Origin of the sequence: Marinomonas sp. IMCC 4694, assembly GCF_008122525.1 — a bacterium.
In the GTDB taxonomy this organism is placed as follows: domain Bacteria; phylum Pseudomonadota; class Gammaproteobacteria; order Pseudomonadales; family Marinomonadaceae; genus Marinomonas.
The window spans coordinates 3,132,606-3,152,452 of record NZ_VSRV01000001.1 but is presented as its reverse complement, the minus strand read 5'-3'; the positions used below and the strand labels follow the sequence as shown (position 1 = coordinate 3,152,452).

Genomic DNA, 19,847 nt, shown 5'->3' with positions numbered 1-19,847 from the left:
AAGTGTACGTCAGAGTGATGCTTGGGTGCGAGCCACAAATTTATGTGGGATGCGGGATAAAAAGGTTGCTGATTCGCTAATAGATCCCTAAAATACGCCACTCTTGGATCCTCTGTACAATGTCTGTACAACAAAACGTGCGGTGCTTGGCTCGGCAATAGCCCATTTTTATTGATCAAGTGGCGGCACACCAAACTTTAAGGTAACTACAATGAAAAAAGATATCCACCCAACTTACGCAGCGCTTACTGCAACTTGTACTTGTGGTAACACTCTGAACCTTAACTCAACTGCAGGCAAAGACATGCACATCGACGTATGTAGCAACTGTCATCCTTTCTACACGGGCCAACAAAAAATGTTGGACACGGGTGGTCGTGTTGATCGCTTTAACAAGCGTTTCGGAGCACGTCGTACGACTAAGTAATTGGTGGCATGACCGTGATCGCATTAAAAAGGCGCCCAGCTTACTCGGCGCTTTTTTTGTTTTTGTGCTTTATCACACTTGTCATTTTGCCCGCGAGTGCCGCCCAAGCGACGGAGCTTTGCATGGCAACAGGGGGGCTTGAAAAGGCCAAGGTTAAAAGGGTGGTGGATGGCGATACAATACACCTAGCCGATGGGCGAAAAGTTCGGCTGGTGGGCATTAATACCCCCGAACTTGACCACAAAAAAGGTCGTCACGAGCCTTATGCCGTGCAAGCTACCGATTTTCTCCGTGCTCAGCTTGGGCAATTTGTCTATCTTCAACGCGCAAAAGACGATAGTGATCGCTACGGTCGCAACCTGTACTACCTTTTCGATAAAGATCGTATTTCACTAACGAGTCGGTTACTATCCGAAGGACTGGGTTATCGTATTGCGGTTCCACCCAACTTGGAATATCAAGACTGTTTTAAATCGTCTGAAGGTATCGCACGCAATACACATAAGGGATTATGGCAACACCCTTTGCAATGGCGGCCAAAAGCTGGATTTGCAATTTCTCGTGTCAACATCACTTCAATCACTCAGAATCGAGGAGGTTGGTGGCTAGAAACAGATCAGAATCTAGTTATTAACTTGCCGTCCAACGCGACGAATTATTGGCCCGCCCAGCGTGTGTTTTCTCTTGAAGGGAAGGTAATCGAAGTGCGTGGTTGGCAACATCAAAGGAAGAGTCGGCATTCAGACTTTGCCTCTTGGGTTCTTTCGGTAAGACACCCTAATGATTTGCTCGACATCAAGGCGTCTTTTAATCCTTGATTGATAGATTATTCCTATGGTTTTTACGCTTTAAAGTCAGGGTGATATCGACTATTCTGACCACACTACATTATAAAGTGCTACTTTTGACGGGCGTATATTCGTCGAAACAAGGCACTATTTGGCAATAAAATTTATTAATAACACCAAACAGACGGAAACATCACAATGGCAGAAGATATAAAGCAAGCCGCGCTGGATTACCATGAATTTCCAGTACCGGGTAAATTAAGCACCACCATCAGTAAACCAACGGCCACGGCGCGAGATCTTGCACTGGCCTACAGCCCTGGTGTGGCTGAACCATGCCGTGAAATTGCTAAAGATCCAGAAAATGCTTACCGCTATACAGGCAAAGGCAACTTGGTCGCCGTCATTTCTGATGGGTCTGCGATTCTAGGACTCGGCAATCTAGGTCCTTTGGCCAGTAAGCCAGTAATGGAAGGCAAAGGCCTGTTGTTTAAACGGTTTGCTGGTATTAACTCGGTTGACGTGGAAGTAGAATCTGAAAGCCCACAAGCGTTTATCGATACCGTGGCACGCATTGCTAATACCTACGGTGGCATCAATCTTGAGGACATCAAGGCGCCAGAATGTTTTGAAATCGAACGTCAATTAATCGAGCGTTGTTCTATCCCTGTGTTCCACGATGACCAGCATGGAACCGCGATCGTCACAGCAGCTGGGCTTTTGAACGCGCTTGAGCTTCAAGGCAAAAAACTGGAAGACGCGAAGATTGTTTGTTTGGGCGCCGGTGCTGCCGCGACCGCTTGCATGAAGCTAATCATGGCGTGTGGCGCGCAGCGTGATAATATTTTTGTATTAGACCGTAAGGGGGTGATCCATTCTGGTCGTGACGATTTGAACCAGTTCAAAACGATGTTCGCGATTGATACGGACAAGCGCACACTAGACGATGCCATGAATGGCGCGGATGTGTTTATCGGCGTGTCTGGCCCAGATCTATTATCGGCGGATCAATTGGTGATGATGGCACCAAATCCAGTCGTATTTGCGTGTTCTAACCCAGATCCAGAAATTAACCCTGAGCTTGCTCGTGCAACACGCAGTGACTTGATCATGGCAACGGGTCGTTCGGATTATCCGAACCAAGTAAACAACGTGCTGGGCTTCCCTTTCATTTTCCGTGGTGCATTGGACGTTCGGGCGACCAAGATCAACGAAGAAATGAAAATTGCTGCTGTTCATGCCCTGAAAGAGCTTGCGAAAGAAGAAGCCCCAGCCGATGTGGTTGAGGCTTACGGCGGTACGGCGTTAAGTTTTGGTAAAGAGTATATCTTGCCAAAACCAATGGATTCACGTTTGCTTAATGTTATTTCTGCAGCTGTTGCGCAAGCCGCGATTGATTCTGGCGTGGCTATGTTGCCCTACCCAGATTTCTACCCGTTGGAAAGTCTTGATCATTTCGGTGCTTAATCACCCCGACAAGTCGTAATATAAAAAAGGCGATTCCTGTTTCAGGAGTCGCCTTTTTTTAGACAATAAGAAAGCCTAAAACAAGTTTTCCAATACGTTGTTGTCTTGTTTTTCTTCTTGTGCGTCGCTGTTGGTAGTGTTGACCGACGGTGTATTTAATTCGCGCTGTGGGGGAACATTCTCTTTACGGAAGATTTCAAAAATGGCGTTTGATTGTCCTGGAAGTGCGCGTTCACCGGTTTTGGGATCAATTCTCACGGTGACTAACGACGATGGCTTGTAAACAAAAGAAGAGGGCGAATCGTTCAGCGCTTCACGCATGTAGTCAATCCAAGATGGCAAAGACACAGAGCCGCCCCATTCGCCGCGCCCCAATGGTGTGGCGTTATCAAAGCCACTCCAGACCGAGGTAACAAGATCACCATTGAAGCCAGAAAACCAAGCGTCCCGCCCGTCGTTGGTAGTGCCAGTTTTTCCAGCGATGTCATCGCGTTTTAATACTCTTGCCCGTCGCCCGGTGCCATATTTAATGACGTCTCGCATCATGTCGTAGATAATGTAAGTCACTTCTGGGTCCAGAACTTGCGGGGCAATGGGTAGGCTGACAATGCCTTTGCTGGTATCAAACAGCCCCATTTGAGGTTCGCCGTCGGTGGTTTTTTCGAGTAAGGTGCAAGCCACGCAGACCGTCACGGGATTGGCTTGAAATAGGCTCACGTCGTTTCGATCCACTACTTTATCAATAAGATAAGGTTGAACCTGGTAACCACCATTTGAAAACACCGCATAGCCGGTGGCGATTTGTAACGGAGACAAGCTGGCGGTGCCCAGCGATAACGATAAGTTATGTGGCAATTCGTCTGGATCAAAACCAAAACGACGTAAAAATTCCAGTGTCGGACGTACGCCTAACTCATCCAGCAAGCGCACAGAAACAATATTTTGAGAGCGGTACAGAGCTTGGCGTAAGCGCGTTGGTCCATAAAATTTACCGCCGTCATTAGTCGGGCGCCAGGCCGTAGCAAGATTGCTGTCATTGAACACCACGGGGGCGTCATTAATAATGCTGGCGGCAGTATAACCACTGTTTAAGGCGCTGGCGTATATGAAGGGTTTGAAGTTAGACCCAGGCTGGCGTTTGGATTGGGTTACGCGGTTGAATTTGTTTTCATAAAAATTGAACCCGCCCACCAAAGCTTCAATAGCGCCATCTTTGCTGTTGAGTGAAATAAGGGCGCTTTGAACCTCAGGTTTTTGAGCCAGTATCCACCCCAGATCCTTGTCTGGGCGTAAACGAACCATATCGCCGGGCACTAACACATCGCTTACAAGTGTGGGTGCGGGGCCTTGAGCGTCTTCACTGAGGTAAGGCTTCGCCCATTTTATACCATCCCAAGTGAGGGTAATGCGCTGACCATTGGCCAAGCGAAGGTCTGCAGTGGCGTCGTTGGTGCTGATCACGAGAGCCGATTGCCAGTTTTTGAAAGCGTCTATGGCGTTCAGTGCTTGTTGTTGAGCCTCGAGCGGTGCATTGATAAGATCGGTGCGTGTTTCAATAGAGCCGCGATAGCCGTGTCGCATATCGTAGCTTAATACACCCTTAAAGACTGCTTCGTTGGCGGCTTGCTGTCGTTTGGAATGAATCGTGGTGTACACCGTCATACCGGTGCTGTAAAGATCATCGCCAAAGGTACCATACAATTCAGATCGCACCATTTCAGCAATGTAGTCGGCTTCAATGTCTGGCATGATGCCGTGATTTTTGGCCGTAATGGGCGCTTCAACGGCGTTTTGATAGGCTGTTTTATCGATCATGTCAAGGGACAGCATGCGTTGTAAAATCCAGTTACGACGAATCAGTGCACGAGAAGGATTCACCACAGGATTAAAACGAGACGGTGCTTTGGGTAGGCCAGCGATCATTGCCAATTGCGCTAAATTCAGTTCGGCTAGGCTTTTTCCATAATAGACTTGCGATGCGGCTTCGAAGCCATACGCACGATTACCCAGATAGATTTTATTGATGTAGAGCTCAAGAATTTCGTGTTTGCTCAGTTCACGCTCCATTTTTAAGGCGATAAAAATCTCGGTGAATTTTCGAGTATAGGTTTGCTCAAAAGACAAAAAATAGTTTCTGGCCACTTGCATGGTGATGGTGCTGCCGCCGCCTTGTTTTTGTCCTGTGGTAATGAGCTGCATGACGGCGCGACCTAGGCCTAAGACATCGACTCCAGGGTGATGATGAAAATTGGTGTCTTCGGCGGCCAAGATCGCGTTTTCTAAACCTTGTGGTATTTCAGAATAGTTTATTGGAGTGCGGCGTTGCTCTCCAAATTCGCCAATTAGCTGGTTGTCCGCGGTATAAATACGCAATGGAATTTTTAATTCGATGTCTTTTAGTTCGGCAACCGTGGGGATGCGGTCTTTCACATTGTTATAAATGGCGTAAGTGATCCCAAGAGCAGACAACGTCGCAAAGAGACCGAGAAGAAGCAGTATTTTAAAGGTCTTGGCCATATCAATCTAATTAAAGTGAAAAGAAAAAATCATTATACCTAAGATGTCGTCATAATTGGCGCTTAACTTTGCTGCAAATCATGTTATCTTAGTAAAGGTTTAGTATAGAAAGTAATCAAAACTGCCATATTTTCTGCTTATTATTTCAAGGATGAAAGATGAAGCTTACGCCCAATGACGCTGTGGCGGTGTATTCAGCGCGACAATGCTCACTGCACGCGATTGGCGATGCTTTCGAGTCAGTCAAACAGAGTGCCATGCACACTGATCCACCGCCAGATGCCGATCGTTTATTGACGATTCAGAAGAGCGTACAGCCAAAGGAATGCCTGCCCAAGGTGTCTCGATTGGTGATTGTCGTCCCCGATCGCTGGTTGTCGGTCTCACAACACTCAATGGGCTCGTTAGTCCCGCCTTCGCTACTGCCCATGGCGGCCTTGAGTTATGCGGTTGAGACGACGTTTTCCCCCCCTGAAACATTGCTGTTTACATACCAACAAACGGTGCTTGTGGATAAGCAAGCACACTTGACGGTATTGGCCTGTTCAATAGACTGGGCGGATCAGCTGCGTGTTCCTTTTCAAGGATGGGCTGAAACGATGTTTATTCTGTCAGTGAGTCAATGGTTGGGTATGAAAGCGCATAGTCCTCGCCTAGTGGGGGCGTATTGTCAGCGCAATGCCCTGCAAGTTTATCAGCCGAAAAATAATACCCGTCATAAAACACGACGCCTATGGGGCGTCCTCATTTTACTCAGTGCGTTCGTGAACGGGTTAGCTGGAGCTTATTGGATTGGGTTACAGCATCGCAGCGATCACGCCCTCATCCTACGAGACACGTATAGACAAACCCAGGATGCATGGCTGGGTTTCCAGCAAATCGATGACTTTTCAAGCGCCGTATTAGTTCTACTAAAATCCTTGCCCAACAGCGTGCGCCTGATGTGGGTAAAAGGTGACGCTTCAAGCATGGCGTTTCAAATGACCGTATCCGAGCAGGAACTTGACCGACTGTTGCCTTATTGGCAGCAGCAGTACCCAGAGTGGCAATGGAAGGTCAGCTCACTTCGTTCCGCGCTGTCGGTGTCCAATCAGCAGGAGGTGATGGATGTTTCTGTCTCAGTCTCTCAAAGACACTAAAAGGAGGTGGTTTAAAGCGGCTCGGCTTATATCTGTGCTACGTCGCCTCAATAATGCCATCGTCGTGTTGTTGATTGTCTTGCAATTGGCCGCCTGGTATCCGGCGTTATCCATCGCAAGGCAGGCGTGGAAAAATTCGGTCACGCTCGAAAAGAAAGCCCATCGTGATTGGCTGCAAATACAGCAACAAGATGAGGCGTTGGAGCATGCCGTTTTTGACGCGGCCCCTTGGTTGCATCATCGAATTGAATCGACACAGGCTGGTATCGCTACACACTGGTTAGTGGAAGGAACCGCGCCGTTGCTTGCATGGCAAACGGTATTGGAAGACGTGCAAACGCGCTTCGCGCTGACGGTATCGTCAGTGTCTTGGCGGCGCGAAGAGGATGGTAATTGGCAGGCGCGCTTGGTGTTTCATGTGCTCACCCCTGCACCCAATCGTGAATATCGCGATTGGGTGCCAGTGCGTTTGCACGTCGAGCGTTTTGTGAAAGACGATTGGCAGTTGTTGTCCACGATGCAAGCTGAGGGGACCACATCTGCTTTACTGTTATATAAGAAGCAGCGTTATTGGGTGCAGGTGGGCAGTTGGCTGCCTGAAGCCGGTTTAACGGTAAGCAGGGTATCATTTGATGATGTTGTTTTCATGGGTGACGACGGCACTCAACGAGCGTTAAGTGTTCGAGAAATAGGAGGTTTGCTTGATTAATGCATATGGTCGAGGGTGTGTGATGTATTTCTTGCTGGCAGGGTGGCCGGTGATGGCCATGGATGTGTATTTCGAGTCCCGACCTTTACAAGACATATTGCCGTGGTTGGCCTCACAGATGAATGAAAGTATGGTGATTAGTCCGGAAATCAACGAGTTACTTACCTTGTCGATCAAAGATGCGAACTGGAAAGAGGTGATGGAAGCCGTGGCACAACACCCGAATATTACACTGCAATGGCAAGGCGATGTTGCGGTTTTGATGCCAACGCAAGCGGCCACGCTGAAAGAGCCATCAGCGGCTTGTCAGCAGGCGTTGTGGGAATTAAAACACGCTAAGGCAGGCACTGTCGGTAAGCATTTACAAGCTTTGTATCCCTCTTTATCTTTAATTGTGGATGATCGAACCAACTCAATTGTAACCGTTTCGTGCGAGTCGTCAGAGGCGGTCCGTGAAGCCTTAGTCTGGCTTGATGCGCCATTAAGACAGGTTGAAATCAGTGCTCAGATTGCGCAAGTGAGCCGCAATGCGCAGTCACAATTCGGGGTGAATTGGCAAACCACACTGTCTAATGGTGTTCGTTCTACGTTGGGCGGTGCGGTAGATTTAGGCGCCTTAACCCCGTCGGCCAGCTTCGATTTTTCTGCCATCGGCGGCTCAAGTTTATTGGGTTTCACTTTAGATATGATGGAAAGTGAAGGGTTAGCGAATGTGGTATCGAAACCTAAAATTGTGACATCTGAAGGGCAAACCGCCCGCATCGAATCAGGAACGGAAGTGCCTTATCAAACGGTCAGCGATGACAAAGTCAGTGTTGAATTTCGCCAAGCGGCGTTGCTTCTTGAAGTGACCCCTTTTGTTAAAGATGGCGAGCGGATATTGCTGACGTTAACCATTCATCAAGACTCGGTAGGGGATTTAGTGAACGGTGTACCCAGTTTAAATACCAACCGACTGAAAACACAAGTAGTGGTAAAAAACCAAGAAACCTTAGTATTGGGCGGAATTTTTAGGGAAGAGCGTTTTGAGTCAGAAAGCCGAGTGCCTTTTTTCAGTGACATTCCTTTGTTAGGCGAACTGTTTAAAAGACGCTCAGAACAGCAAGAAAAGGTTGAATTGCTTGTATTTATTACGCCAAAGCTGCTACAAATGTCTGTTAACTAGGCCGCAGTCTAAATCTGCTTAATTCCGACGTAATTGAATACAATGATAAAAGCCCCCAATATTATTTTAGTAGGCCCGATGGGCGCAGGAAAAACGACCATAGGCCGTTTGCTTTCTCAGTCAATGGGTAAAGAGTTTTATGATTTGGACAAAGTCATAGAAGACAACGCCGGTGCTGATATTCCTTGGATATTTGAAAGAGAAGGAGAAGACGGCTTTCGCAAACGTGAAACTCAAGCATTACTTTCCATGACGCAGTCCGCTGAGAGCGATTGTGTAGTAGCCACGGGAGGCGGTATCGTAATGCGCGAAGAAAATCGCGATATTTTACGTAAAAATAGCTTGGTTGTTTATTTATACGCTTCGGTTGCCCAGCAGCTGTACCGCACCTCTAAAAGCACGCATCGACCCTTGTTGCAAACCGGCGATCCAAAGGTCATCTTAAAAAAATTATTTGAAGTACGTGATCCTCTGTATAAAGAGGTAGCGACCTTGATAATAGAAACGGATGCTCGACATCCAAGAACGGTGGCCAACAAGGTGTTGTCTGCGATAAAGAGACATTTAAATACGGAGAGTACGGTATCTTAATGCGCACATTAAACGTTGAGCTTGGCGATCGCAGTTACCCCATTTTTATAGGTCACGGTATCCGTCAGCAAAAGGCACTGTTTGACGACGCCATTCATGGCAAACAAGTCATGATCGTGACAAACACCACGGTAGCCGATCTGTACCTTGAAGCGATGGTGTCAATGTTGTCGATCGACTACAAGGTCGATACCTGCATTTTGCCCGATGGGGAGGTGTACAAAACGCTTGATACCTACGGCATTATCATGACGTCATTATTGGAGGCCAAGCACAATCGTACAACAACGGTAATCGCACTCGGCGGTGGTGTTGTGGGTGATATGGCGGGTTTTGCAGCGGCAACCTATCAGCGTGGCGTCCCTTTTATACAGGTTCCGACAACGCTATTGTCGCAAGTGGATTCTTCCGTTGGTGGTAAAACGGGGGTGAATCACCCACTGGGTAAAAACATGATTGGGGCGTTTTATCAGCCGCAAGCCGTGATTATTGATACCGACACCTTGTCCAGTTTGCCGCTGCGCGAGTTGTCCGCCGGCATGGCGGAGGTGATTAAATATGGCTTGATTTGTGATGTGCCATTTTTTGATTGGCTAGAGGCCGAAATGCCCGTTTTAATGGCGCTGAATAATGACAAAATCAGCGAAGCCATTTATCGGTCTTGTGTGGCCAAAGCGCATGTGGTTTCACAAGATGAACGCGAAGGGGGCATTCGCGCCATTTTAAATTTGGGTCATACGTTTGGTCATGCCATCGAAACGCAAATGGGTTATGGCAACTGGCTTCATGGCGAAGCGGTTGCGGTTGGTTGTGTGCTGGCGGTGGATCTTTCTTGGCGTATGGGTCATTTAACGGATAGCGATGTGGCACGCGCTGTCGCTCTGTTTGAAGCTGCCAAGCTACCGGTTTTGCCACCGGTGACCATGACGGTAGCGCATTTTATTGAACGCATGGCGTTAGACAAGAAAGTTCTGGATGGCAGTTTACGCTTAGTCCTGCTTGCGTCATTGGGTGACGCTTTAGTCACGTCAGAGTTTCCTATGGCCTACTTTACGGCGACGCTTGTGGATGCGCTTGACGCGAGCTTACAAGCCACTCTCACTTAACATTAAGGTTACTCATTGTTGAAGGACGATCTATGTCGAAGCAAGACTTTCAGTTGGACCTAGAAGATGCGCTTAATCAGCCGTCAAAGGCGGCGCTGAGGGATCCTTTTGGTTCGAAAGACGCGTCGGTGTATTTTGCTTCTGAGGAGGGTAATCAACAACTTGCGTTGCTAGAGCATCTAAGTCGATACAGCAGTTTGTTGTCGGTGGTCCAAGGGCCGCAAGGCAGCGGCAAAAGTCGCTTTTTAATGGAATTTGCGCGCAATCAAGACGACACCTCAGTGGTTAGCCACGTCAAGGGCGCCATGCTGATGACCGCCGGGCAACTGTTGCAAGCGATTTATGCGGGTTTTTCAGGGCACTTTAAACAGCCTCCTAATGAAGCCACGTTTGGACCTTTGTTGAAATTCTCTCATGATTTGAATGAAAAAGGCCAAGCGGCCTTGATACTGATTGATAACGCTCAAGAGCTCAACACCGACGCGGTGAGTATGTTGCTCGACATGATGTCGTTGGCCACGGAAAACCAAGCCGTTCCTCATGTTATTTTATTTAGCGAGCACACGTTGTCCCGAAACTTGGATGCGTACCAACGGTCTCGTTATGAACAACTAAGCCATGCCATTACGCTGGCGCCTTATGGGTTAGAGCAAACTCGTGCGTATTTGCTGCATAGAGTACGCGCGGTTGGGGGAGGGATTAATTTACCGTTTAATGATAAGCAGGTGAAGCAAATCCACCAAGAGTCAGCTGGGTATCCAGGTCAGATCAACAGCGCCGCTCAAAGGATGATGGGAAAGGGAGAGAAGCTGGCTAAACCGCGTTTTCGTGTCAACTTTGCCATGGGGTTTCCTTTGGCGCATATGGCGCTGCTTTCTGTTGTAATGTTGGGCATTTTAGTGGCGGTGTTATTTTCAGATAAACCCGCAACGTCTGTTGTTTCGAGTGATAGAGCCAGTAACGTGATTCCGCTCAGCCCCCGACAAGGTCAGTCTTCAGCGGAAACGATTGCCCGTATCGACGCGATGCAGCGAAAAATAGGCCAAGAAGGTGAGATTGTTTTGCCGCCGATTCCTGACGAAGCGCCGCGTCCGACACTAAGGCCGCTTGCTGTACCTACGGCCCCAATAGCAAGGCTTAGTAGCACGCCGAGTGCTTCTGTTCCACCGATTTCAACCGCACCAATCCGCTCTGAAGCGCCGATTGCGCAAGCGGCGCCAGTAATTGTGCCTGAGTTAGTCGGCGTAAAGAGCGAGCCGACCAGCGTCAAAGCGCTCCAAGACCCATTTGATAAAACCGACTGGTGGTTATCGCAAAATCCCAATCGCTATACTTTGCAACTGCTAGGGACTCACAATCAAGAAACGGTTAATGATTTTATTCGTGATCAAGGTGGTGTTGATGCCTTTGGGTATTTTAGATCAAAGCACGACGGCAAAGCGTGGTTTGTTGTGGTGTACGGTACCTACCGGAACCGCAGCGAAGCGATTGCCGCGGCAGAATCTTTACCAAAAGACATGCAACGTTTAAATCCATGGGCGAGAAGTGCCCGCGGCATCCAGGACGATATTAAAAAGGCGCAGTAAAAGAGCGCTTCTTTTAGTCTAAATAAGCCATCATCCTCTTCGATGGGGGCATTTATTGATGTTTTTGTCAGCTTCCCCCTTTAATTTAGTAAAAATCACTGTAATTCTCTGAAAAACCTCAAGGAACAGTGGAATTTTCTGTCTGGAAAAACTCCAGCCATAGATAATTCTCTAAGTCCCCCTTATTTGCCGCTAAACCCCCTGCAAAAAACGCCAAAATAACCGAAGTGATGCATGCTGTCGTTTGAGTCATGCTCGTCGGCAGGGTAGTATGATCGTCCATTTAGGTGGTATTTGGGCAGATGATAGTCATTCTCGAAGCAAAGCTGTGAACGCTTTCGCTTTTTTACCCAGCCATCAAATCGTCGAATGTCATCAAATTATTTTTTACGCTTTTATTGTGGGAGTTGGTGTATGAATGCAGGCCTTTATCGTCCTGGCGAGTTCAAAGACAACTGTGGCTTTGGTCTAATTGCACACATGGAAGGACACACAAGCCATGAGTTGTTAAAGACGGCTATTGAGTCCCTGACATGTATGACACACCGTGGCGGTATTGCCGCCGATGGCAAAACGGGTGATGGTTGTGGTCTTCTTATCCAAAAGCCGGATGTTTTTCTGCGCGGTGAAGCTCAAGCCTTATTCAATCACACCTTGTCTGACCTCTATGGTGTCGGCATGGTATTTTTGGATCAAGATGATGCCTTAGCAAGCGAGCAACGCGACGTTCTGAGTCAGAAATTGACCGACGAAGGTTTGTACGTGGTGGGCTGGCGTGATGTGCCGATCGATGCGTCTTGTTTGGGTATGATTGCAACTGATTGTTTGCCGCGTATCGAACAAGTGTTTGTTGATAGCAACCGAATGGATGCCCGCACTTTTGCGACGCGCCTGTTTGTGGCCCGCCGTCAGACAGAAATCGCCTTATCCCAATACGACAACTTCTACATCTGTTCTTTGTCCGATAAGGTATTGGCGTACAAAGGCTTAATGATGCCAGTGGATCTGCCTTTCTTTTATAAAGATTTGGGCAACGAAAAAATGCAAACGGCGATTTGTGTTTTCCACCAACGCTTCTCCACGAATACCCTGCCAAAGTGGCCGCTTGCTCAACCGTTTCGCATGTTGGCGCACAATGGCGAAATCAACACCATCGAAGGAAATCGCAACTGGGCCTTGGCACGAACCAACAAATTACGCACGCCATTGATTCCTGAGCTACAAGACCTCCAACCCTTGGTCAACTTGACCGGGTCCGATTCCTCTTCTATGGACAATATGTTGGAAGTTCTGGTCACGGGTGGTGTGGATATTTTCCGTGCGGCGCGTTTGATTATTCCACCGGCGTGGCAAAATGTCGAAAACATGGATCCAGAATTGCGTGCATTTTATCAGTACAACTCCATGCACATGGATCCATGGGATGGCCCAGCGGGCTTGGTAATGACCGACGGACGCCACGCGATTTGTATGCTTGACCGTAACGGTTTGCGTCCAGCGCGCTGGGTAGTGACCAAAAATGGTTTCATTACTTTGGCGTCTGAAGTAGGCACATACGGCTATAAACCAGAAGACGTGGTATCGAAAGGTCGCGTTGGACCTGGGCAAATGCTGGTCATCGACACACAAAACGGCGAAGTACTGCATACGGATGACATCGATAATCGTCTAAAATCCATGCACCCTTACAAAAAATGGCTGAAGCAGGAAGCGATTCGTATCGAGTCTTTGCTGGAAGAGTCGTCGCTTGAATTCGAACCCTTTACTAAAGAAGAAATGCTTACGTACCAAAAGATGTTTCAAGTGTCTTTTGAAGAGCGCGAGCAAATTTTCCGTCCATTAGCCGAAAGTGGCCATGAAGCGGTAGGCTCCATGGGCGATGATACGCCAATGGCGGTGATGTCGAGCCAGACCCGTCCGGTGACCGATTACTTCCGTCAAAAATTCGCTCAAGTAACCAATCCGCCGATCGATCCATTGCGTGAATCTGTGGTGATGTCGTTGGAAACCTGCATTGGTGTGGAGCGTAACTTATTTGAAGAAACGCCCAAACACGCCAATCGTATTATTTTGTCGTCGCCTATTTTATCGGCGCGCAAATACAGCCGTTTATTGGCCATGGACGATCATCGTTTTCGTTTGGTTCGCTTGAACACCAATTACAATCCCGACGATGTTTCGTTGGAACAAGCCATTAAGAACTTGCAACTAAAAGCCGCGGAAGTGGTACGTAATGGCGCGGTTATTTTGGTATTGACCGACCGTGATATTGAAAAAGGCCATTTGCCTATTCCAGCCCCGATGGCGGTTGGTGCGGTGCATCATTACTTGTCTAAGCAAGGTTTGCGTTGTGACTCAAACATTGTGGCTGATACGGGTTTTGCCCGTGATCCACATCAGTTTGCGGTACTGCTAGGCTTTGGTGCGACGGCGGTTTACCCTTACCTTTCTTATCGTCTTATCAACGACATGATCGACAAAGGTGAAGTGTTGGGGGACCCCATTTCTTGCCACGTGAAGTACCGCAAAGGCATCAACAAAGGCTTGATGAAAATCATTTCAAAAATGGGTATCTCGACCATCGCCTCTTATCGTGGTGCGCAATTGTTCGAAGCGGTTGGCTTGGACACCAATGTGGTTGAACTTTGCTTTAAAGGTGTTGCGAGTCGTATTAAAGGCGCGCGCTTTGAAGATTTCCAAATCGATCAGCAAACCATTGCCGACAACGCATGGAAATTACGTAAGCCGATTCAACAAGGCGGTTATTTAAAATACGTTCATGAAGCGGAATACCATGCGTTTAACCCAGATGTTGTGCGCAATTTACAAACCGCTGTAGGCAGTGGGCGCTTTGAAGATTTCACCAAGTACACGGAGTTGGTTAACCATCGTCCGGCGTCTATGTTGCGTGATTTGTTTACGTTATCGGACAAAGCGAAAGCCATTGCATTAGACACGGTGGAATCTATTGAAGAGATCCTGCCACGCTTTGATTCGGCCGGTATGTCGCTTGGTGCCTTGTCGCCAGAAGCGCACGAAGCCTTGGCGCAAGCAATGAACGAACTAGGCTGTCGCTCTAACTCAGGTGAAGGCGGTGAAGACCCAGCGCGTCATGGCACAGAGCGCCGTTCGAAGATCAAACAAATTGCCTCCGGTCGCTTTGGTGTGACGCCAGAATACTTGGTGAACGCGGAAGTGCTGCAAATTAAAGTCGCGCAAGGTGCGAAGCCGGGTGAAGGGGGTCAGTTACCGGGTGGTAAAGTAAATGGCTTGATCGCACGTTTACGTTACGCGGTGCCCGGCGTGACCTTGATTTCGCCACCGCCGCATCACGATATTTATTCCATCGAGGATTTGGCGCAGCTGATTTTTGACTTGAAACAAGTCAATCCAGATGCCCTAGTGTCTGTGAAGTTGGTGTCAGAGCCGGGTGTGGGTACGATCGCCGCGGGTGTGGCGAAAGCCTACGCGGACTTGATCACTATTTCTGGTTACGACGGTGGTACTGCGGCGTCGCCAATTACCTCGATTCGCCATGCGGGTTCGCCCTGGGAATTGGGCTTGGCAGAAGCGCAACAAGCGCTTCGTTCGAATGATTTGCGTGGCAAAATTCGCTTGCAAACGGACGGTGGTTTAAAAACCGGTCTTGATGTTGTAAAAGCGGCTATTTTGGGCGCAGAAAGCTTTGGTTTTGGCACTACGCCAATGATCGCGATGGGCTGTAAATTCTTACGAATTTGTCACCTGAATAACTGTGCGACGGGTGTGGCGACGCAAGACCAAATGCTGCGCGATGAGCACTTCATTGGCACCGTCGAGATGATCAAAAACTTCTTCCGCTTTATGGCTGAAGACACACGCTTGTGGCTTGCCAAGTTGGGTGTTGCTCGCTTGCAAGATTTGATCGGTCGCACGGATTTGCTGGCTATCTTGCCAGGCGAAACAGACAAGCAGCGCAATTTGGATTTGTCTCCTATCCTTAAAAACGATGCGATTCCAGCCGATAAAGCACAATATTGCAACACACCGTTTAACCCACCGCATGACAAAGGCCTAATGGCTCTGAAAATGTGGGACACGGTGAAAGCAACCGTTGAAGAAAAAGAAGGTGGTGAGTTCGCTTTTGACGTGACGAACTGCGACCGTTCTATCGGTGCGCGATTGTCTGGCGAAATTGCCAAACGTTACGGTAACCAAGGCATGTCGGATGTGCCCTTAACCTTGAAATTGAAGGGCACAGCGGGGCAAAGTTTTGGTGTGTGGAACGCGGGTGGTTTACACATGTACCTTGAGGGCGACGCCAACGACTATGTAGGCAAGGGGATGACCGGCGGTAAACTGGTTATTCGCCCACCTAAAGGCTCGATCTTTAAGTCACAAGATTCGGCCATTATCGGTAACACCTGTTTGTACGGTGCGACGGGCGGTAAATTGTTTGCTGCTGGAACGGCCGGTGAGCGTTTTGCGGTGCGTAACTCGGGCACACATACGGTTATTGAAGGCGCCGGCGACCACTGTTGTGAATACATGACCGGTGGTATGGTCACGGTATTAGGCAATACCGGTTACAACTTTGGTGCGGGTATGACCGGCGGTTTCGCTTACGTACTCGATTTGGATCGTACCTTCGTGGATAAATACAATCACGAGCTGGTGGAAATTCACCGCATTGGTACCGAGTTGACCGAAGAGTATCGCTCGCACCTTCGCTCTGTGATCGAAGAATACGTCCGCGAAACGGACAGCGAATGGGGCCAGGAGATCTTAGAAAACTTCTACGATTACATTGGTAAATTCTGGCTAGTCAAACCAAAAGCCGCCAGTTTAGGCGCGCTGTTGGCCAACACTCGTCAACGTCCGGAATAAAACACACTATTATGGCGCTTGCTTTGCATTAAGGTGAAACAAGCGCTGTGAACGAATCAGTCTGACCCATTTGAGAGAAGCGCTGTCTGTTTACAGGCGGCCAAGGAGATAGCAGCTTATGTCTGAGCGCTTGAACAATGTATTTCAATTCGTCGAAGTGGATCGTAAAGATCCGAAGAAAAAGCCTTTAATTACTCGTAAAGCGCAATTCGTCGAAATTTATAAACCGTTTGAAGAAGCGGGTGCCAAAGATCAAGCGCACCGCTGCTTAGAGTGTGGTAACCCATATTGTGAATGGAAATGCCCTGTGCACAACTACATTCCAAACTGGCTTAAGTTAGTGAGCGAAGGCAGCATTTTAGAAGCCGCGGAACTGAGCCATCAAACCAACTCTTTGCCAGAAGTCTGTGGTCGAGTATGCCCACAAGATCGCCTTTGTGAAGGGGCTTGTACGTTGGGCGAAGGCGGTTTTGGGGCGGTAACGATCGGTTCGGTTGAAAAATACATTACCGATACTGCGTTTGCCTTAGGCTGGCGTCCGGATATGTCCAACGTCGTACCGGTGAACAAAACCGTGGCCATCGTGGGTGCAGGTCCTGCTGGCTTGGCGTGTGCTGATATTTTGGTGCGTAACGGCATCAAACCTGTAGTATTTGACAAGTACCCAGAGATCGGCGGTTTACTGACGTTTGGTATTCCAGAATTCAAACTGGAAAAAAGTGTCATGACGCGTCGTCGTGAAATTTTTGAAGAAATGGGTGTGGAATTTGTGCTTGGCACTTCTGTGGGCGACGACGTACCATTTGAACATGTGTTGGCGGAATACGATGCCGTGTTCCTAGGCATGGGAACGTACAAATACATGAAAGGCGGCTTCCCAGGGGAAGACTTACCCGGCGTTCATGATGCTTTAGATTACTTGATTTCTAACGTTAATCACTGCTTGGATTTCGAAGAAGACCCAGCCGATTATGTTAACTTAAAAGGCAAGCAAGTGGTTGTCTTGGGCGGTGGTGATACCGCGATGGACTGTAACCGTACCGCTATTCGCCAAGGCGCGAAAAGCGTGAGTTGTGCTTATCGTCGTGACCAAGAAAACATGCCAGGCTCACGCAAAGAAGTACAAAACGCCAAAGAAGAAGGTGTGCAGTTTCTATTCAACCGTCAACCAGTGGAAATCATCGGTGATGGTAAAGTAGAAGGCATTAAGGTAGTTGAAACCAGAATGGGCGAGCCAGACGAAAATGGTCGTCGTACCGCCGAGGTGGTCGAAGGCAGTGAGCAGATTATCCCTGCAGACACGGTACTGATCGCTTTTGGCTTCCAAGCCAGCCCAGCGCCTTGGTTTGAAAAATTCGGTATCGAGACTGACGCTCGTGGTCGTGTCATTGCGCCGAAGAAAGCCCAATTTATGTACCAAACTACCAATGAGAAAATCTTTGCGGGTGGTGACATGGTGCGTGGTTCAGACTTGGTGGTGACCGCGATCGACGAAGGACGTAAAGCCGCCGAAGGCATCATGGATTTCCTAGACGTTTAACAAAATTCGTAGTCTTTGAAATATAAGAACGCCAACAGAGTGATCTGATTGGCGTTTTTTTGTCATCTAAAAGCAGCGTGTCACCGTATCAATACCAACACGAATAAACAGCAGGTTGATTATGTTTTCATTTTTAAAGTCCGACCCAATCAAAAAACTCGACAAAGAATATGGCGAGCTACTGGAAAAAGCCATGCAAGCCCAACGCGGCGGCGACATCAGGTTGTATTCAGAACTGACCGAACAAGCCGAAAGTGTCAAAGTCAAATTGGATGAAATGAAAGCGAAAGTATAGACATTTAAAAACGCCGTGTTGTTTGAGCCGCACGGCGTTTTTACCTTGTTATTGTGGCCAAATGTTTATATTACGGCTTTTTCGGTTGGTCGAATCAGTGCCAAACTCTCTTCCGCAAAGCCTGTACCTGCTTCTGTATAGAAGTTGAAGACGTTGTCTATGCCGCTATTGATGAGGATTTCCCTTTCATCTTGATAACGCGCAATGGCAGCGATTTGACCTGTGTAATTGGCTTTACGCAGCTGTATGGCGACATTAGTAGTATCTTCTGCCGCTGGCAAAGCCAACAAAACCAGTTCGATTCTGGAGGTGTCTAAGCGTTCCCATAGGTCGGCATCTTCACCGTCGCCGTAAAAGACGTTTTCTTGGTCGGCTTGCATTTGGTTTATACGATTACGATCGGCATCCATACCGGCAACAGTATCGCCCACAAACCCTTTCAACGACTCGAATGCCCCGCGTCCAACTCGACCCAATCCGACCACCAAAATATCGCTGTTGACCGGTTGCACGAAACGATCTTCCGGAAGGCAATCAGCGCTTTCAAAACGGCGAATCACGTCTTTGTTTTTACGGTACATGCGATGCACATTGCGATACAGCACGCTGGTAATAACAAAAGAGAACGACACGGCGAGAGCCAAAACAACCAGCCATTCTTTTTCTAACCAGCCATTAGCCACGCTCAGCGCCACGACGATAAGACCGAATTCGCTGTAGTTGGACAGAATCATAGAGGATAAAAACGACGTTCGTCCACGAAGTTTCATTTTGGTTAACAGCACGAAGAACAGTGCGAATTTGGCCAAAATCACAAGGGTGACGATCAAACTGATGCCGATCATGCTGAGCGTGGGCAATGCAGTGAAACCGATGGATAAGAAAAAGCCGATTAAGAACAAGTCTTTAAAGTTCATCAACGACTTATTCATTTCGGCGGCTTTAGAGTGGGACGCCAATAAAATACCAAAGATCAGTGCGCCTAAATCCCCCTTTACGCCGACAAGATAAAACAGCTCATAACCGCCAAGCGCAAGGAAAAGACCTGTTAATGGCAGCATTTCACCGTGTCCGGCTTTGTCCACGACTTTATTGATGATGGGGCGAATGAGCAATAAACCAAACAATCCGAGTGCCCAAATAGATGGCACTTTACCCGTTGCCGCAACAAGGAAAATCACCGCGACGATATCTTGCATGACCAGTATGCCGAGCGATAGTTGGCCGTGGCGTGTTTTAAGTTCACTGCTTTCTTCGAGCAATTTCATCACACAAACCGTGCTGGAAAAACTCAGCGCGAAGCCAAGTAAGGCCGCGGTTTTGAAATCCAACACACCAAAATAAGGCAGGCTTAATGTGCCTAGAACAAGGGCAATACCCGCAAAAACGAGCGTGCTTATTCCCATGTGGCTTAACGTTGACGCCCAGACTTCACGTTTCAGTAAGTCTTTTACATGCAGTTTCAAACCGATGCTGAACAGCATCAGGGTGATACCAATATTGGCGAGGGAGTCTAATGTGCTGCTTGGCTCTAAGCCTGCATAGTTAAGTAAAAAACCAGCCAACAAGAAACCAATTAATGGCGGTAAATTGATCATCTTGACGGCCAGTCCGCAGACGAATGCGAATAAGATCCAAATGAATTCCATAG

At 48.2% G+C, this 19,847-nt stretch carries 14 protein-coding genes; 12 read left to right on the top strand and 2 right to left on the bottom strand.

Annotated elements, in window-relative coordinates; translation table 11 throughout:
- Positions 1 to 211 precede the first annotated feature (211 nt).
- The 3 genes from rpmE (at position 212) to FXV75_RS14430 (ending at position 2,682) form a co-directional block, all read left to right on the top strand.
- Positions 212 to 427 (top strand): 50S ribosomal protein L31, encoded by a 216-nt coding sequence (gene rpmE, locus FXV75_RS14440; RefSeq protein ID WP_148834511.1) that lies wholly within the window; start codon positions 212 to 214, stop codon positions 425 to 427.
- Positions 428 to 549: 122 nt separating this feature from the next.
- Positions 550 to 1,245 (top strand): thermonuclease family protein, encoded by a 696-nt coding sequence (locus tag FXV75_RS14435; protein WP_262368568.1) that lies wholly within the window; start codon positions 550 to 552, stop codon positions 1,243 to 1,245.
- A gap of 168 nt (positions 1,246 to 1,413) precedes the next feature.
- Positions 1,414 to 2,682: a malic enzyme-like NAD(P)-binding protein gene (locus FXV75_RS14430; protein WP_148834507.1), complete on the top strand. Its 1,269-nt coding sequence runs from the start codon at positions 1,414 to 1,416 to the stop codon at positions 2,680 to 2,682.
- Positions 2,683 to 2,757: 75 nt separating this feature from the next.
- Here FXV75_RS14430 and FXV75_RS14425 read toward each other — a convergent pair whose 3' ends face one another.
- Positions 2,758 to 5,199 carry a penicillin-binding protein 1A gene (locus FXV75_RS14425; protein WP_148834505.1) on the bottom strand — a complete coding sequence of 814 codons (2,442 nt, stop codon included), beginning with the start codon at positions 5,197 to 5,199 and terminating at the stop codon, positions 2,758 to 2,760.
- A gap of 158 nt (positions 5,200 to 5,357) precedes the next feature.
- Here FXV75_RS14425 and FXV75_RS14420 point away from each other — a divergent pair, with 158 nt between their 5' ends.
- The 9 genes from FXV75_RS14420 to FXV75_RS14380 all read left to right on the top strand — a co-directional run bounded on the left by FXV75_RS14420 (position 5,358) and on the right by FXV75_RS14380 (position 18,196).
- Positions 5,358 to 6,338, top strand: coding sequence for a hypothetical protein (locus FXV75_RS14420; RefSeq protein WP_148834503.1), 981 nt, complete (start codon positions 5,358 to 5,360; stop codon positions 6,336 to 6,338).
- Positions 6,307 to 7,047 carry a hypothetical protein gene (locus FXV75_RS14415; protein WP_148834501.1) on the top strand — a complete coding sequence of 247 codons (741 nt, stop codon included), beginning with the start codon at positions 6,307 to 6,309 and terminating at the stop codon, positions 7,045 to 7,047. Before FXV75_RS14420 ends, FXV75_RS14415 begins: the two co-directional genes overlap by 32 nt.
- Entirely contained in the window at positions 7,040 to 8,212 is a 1,173-nt protein-coding gene (locus FXV75_RS14410) for a type II and III secretion system protein (RefSeq protein WP_262368567.1), read from the top strand. Before FXV75_RS14415 ends, FXV75_RS14410 begins: the two co-directional genes overlap by 8 nt.
- 42 nt (positions 8,213 to 8,254) lie before the next feature.
- Positions 8,255 to 8,803 (top strand): shikimate kinase, encoded by a 549-nt coding sequence (locus tag FXV75_RS14405; protein WP_148835449.1) that lies wholly within the window; start codon positions 8,255 to 8,257, stop codon positions 8,801 to 8,803.
- Positions 8,803 to 9,909 (top strand): 3-dehydroquinate synthase, encoded by a 1,107-nt coding sequence (gene aroB, locus FXV75_RS14400; RefSeq protein WP_148834498.1) that lies wholly within the window; start codon positions 8,803 to 8,805, stop codon positions 9,907 to 9,909. Before FXV75_RS14405 ends, aroB begins: the two co-directional genes overlap by 1 nt.
- 32 nt (positions 9,910 to 9,941) lie before the next feature.
- Positions 9,942 to 11,495, top strand: coding sequence for an SPOR domain-containing protein (locus FXV75_RS14395; protein ID WP_148834496.1), 1,554 nt, complete (start codon positions 9,942 to 9,944; stop codon positions 11,493 to 11,495).
- A 414-nt stretch (positions 11,496 to 11,909) separates the two neighbouring features.
- The gene (gltB, locus tag FXV75_RS14390) at positions 11,910 to 16,361 is read left to right on the top strand and encodes a glutamate synthase large subunit (protein ID WP_148834494.1); all 4,452 of its coding nucleotides are present in this window, start codon (positions 11,910 to 11,912) and stop codon (positions 16,359 to 16,361) included.
- A gap of 118 nt (positions 16,362 to 16,479) precedes the next feature.
- Positions 16,480 to 17,901 (top strand): FAD-dependent oxidoreductase, encoded by a 1,422-nt coding sequence (locus FXV75_RS14385; protein WP_148834492.1) that lies wholly within the window; start codon positions 16,480 to 16,482, stop codon positions 17,899 to 17,901.
- A 121-nt stretch (positions 17,902 to 18,022) separates the two neighbouring features.
- On the top strand, positions 18,023 to 18,196 hold the full coding sequence (locus tag FXV75_RS14380) for a DUF6435 family protein (protein WP_148834490.1): 174 nt from the start codon (positions 18,023 to 18,025) through the stop codon (positions 18,194 to 18,196).
- A gap of 65 nt (positions 18,197 to 18,261) precedes the next feature.
- Here FXV75_RS14380 and FXV75_RS14375 read toward each other — a convergent pair whose 3' ends face one another.
- Positions 18,262 to 19,845 carry a cation:proton antiporter family protein gene (locus FXV75_RS14375; protein WP_148834488.1) on the bottom strand — a complete coding sequence of 528 codons (1,584 nt, stop codon included), beginning with the start codon at positions 19,843 to 19,845 and terminating at the stop codon, positions 18,262 to 18,264.
- Between the last annotated feature and the right edge of the window lie 2 nt (positions 19,846 to 19,847).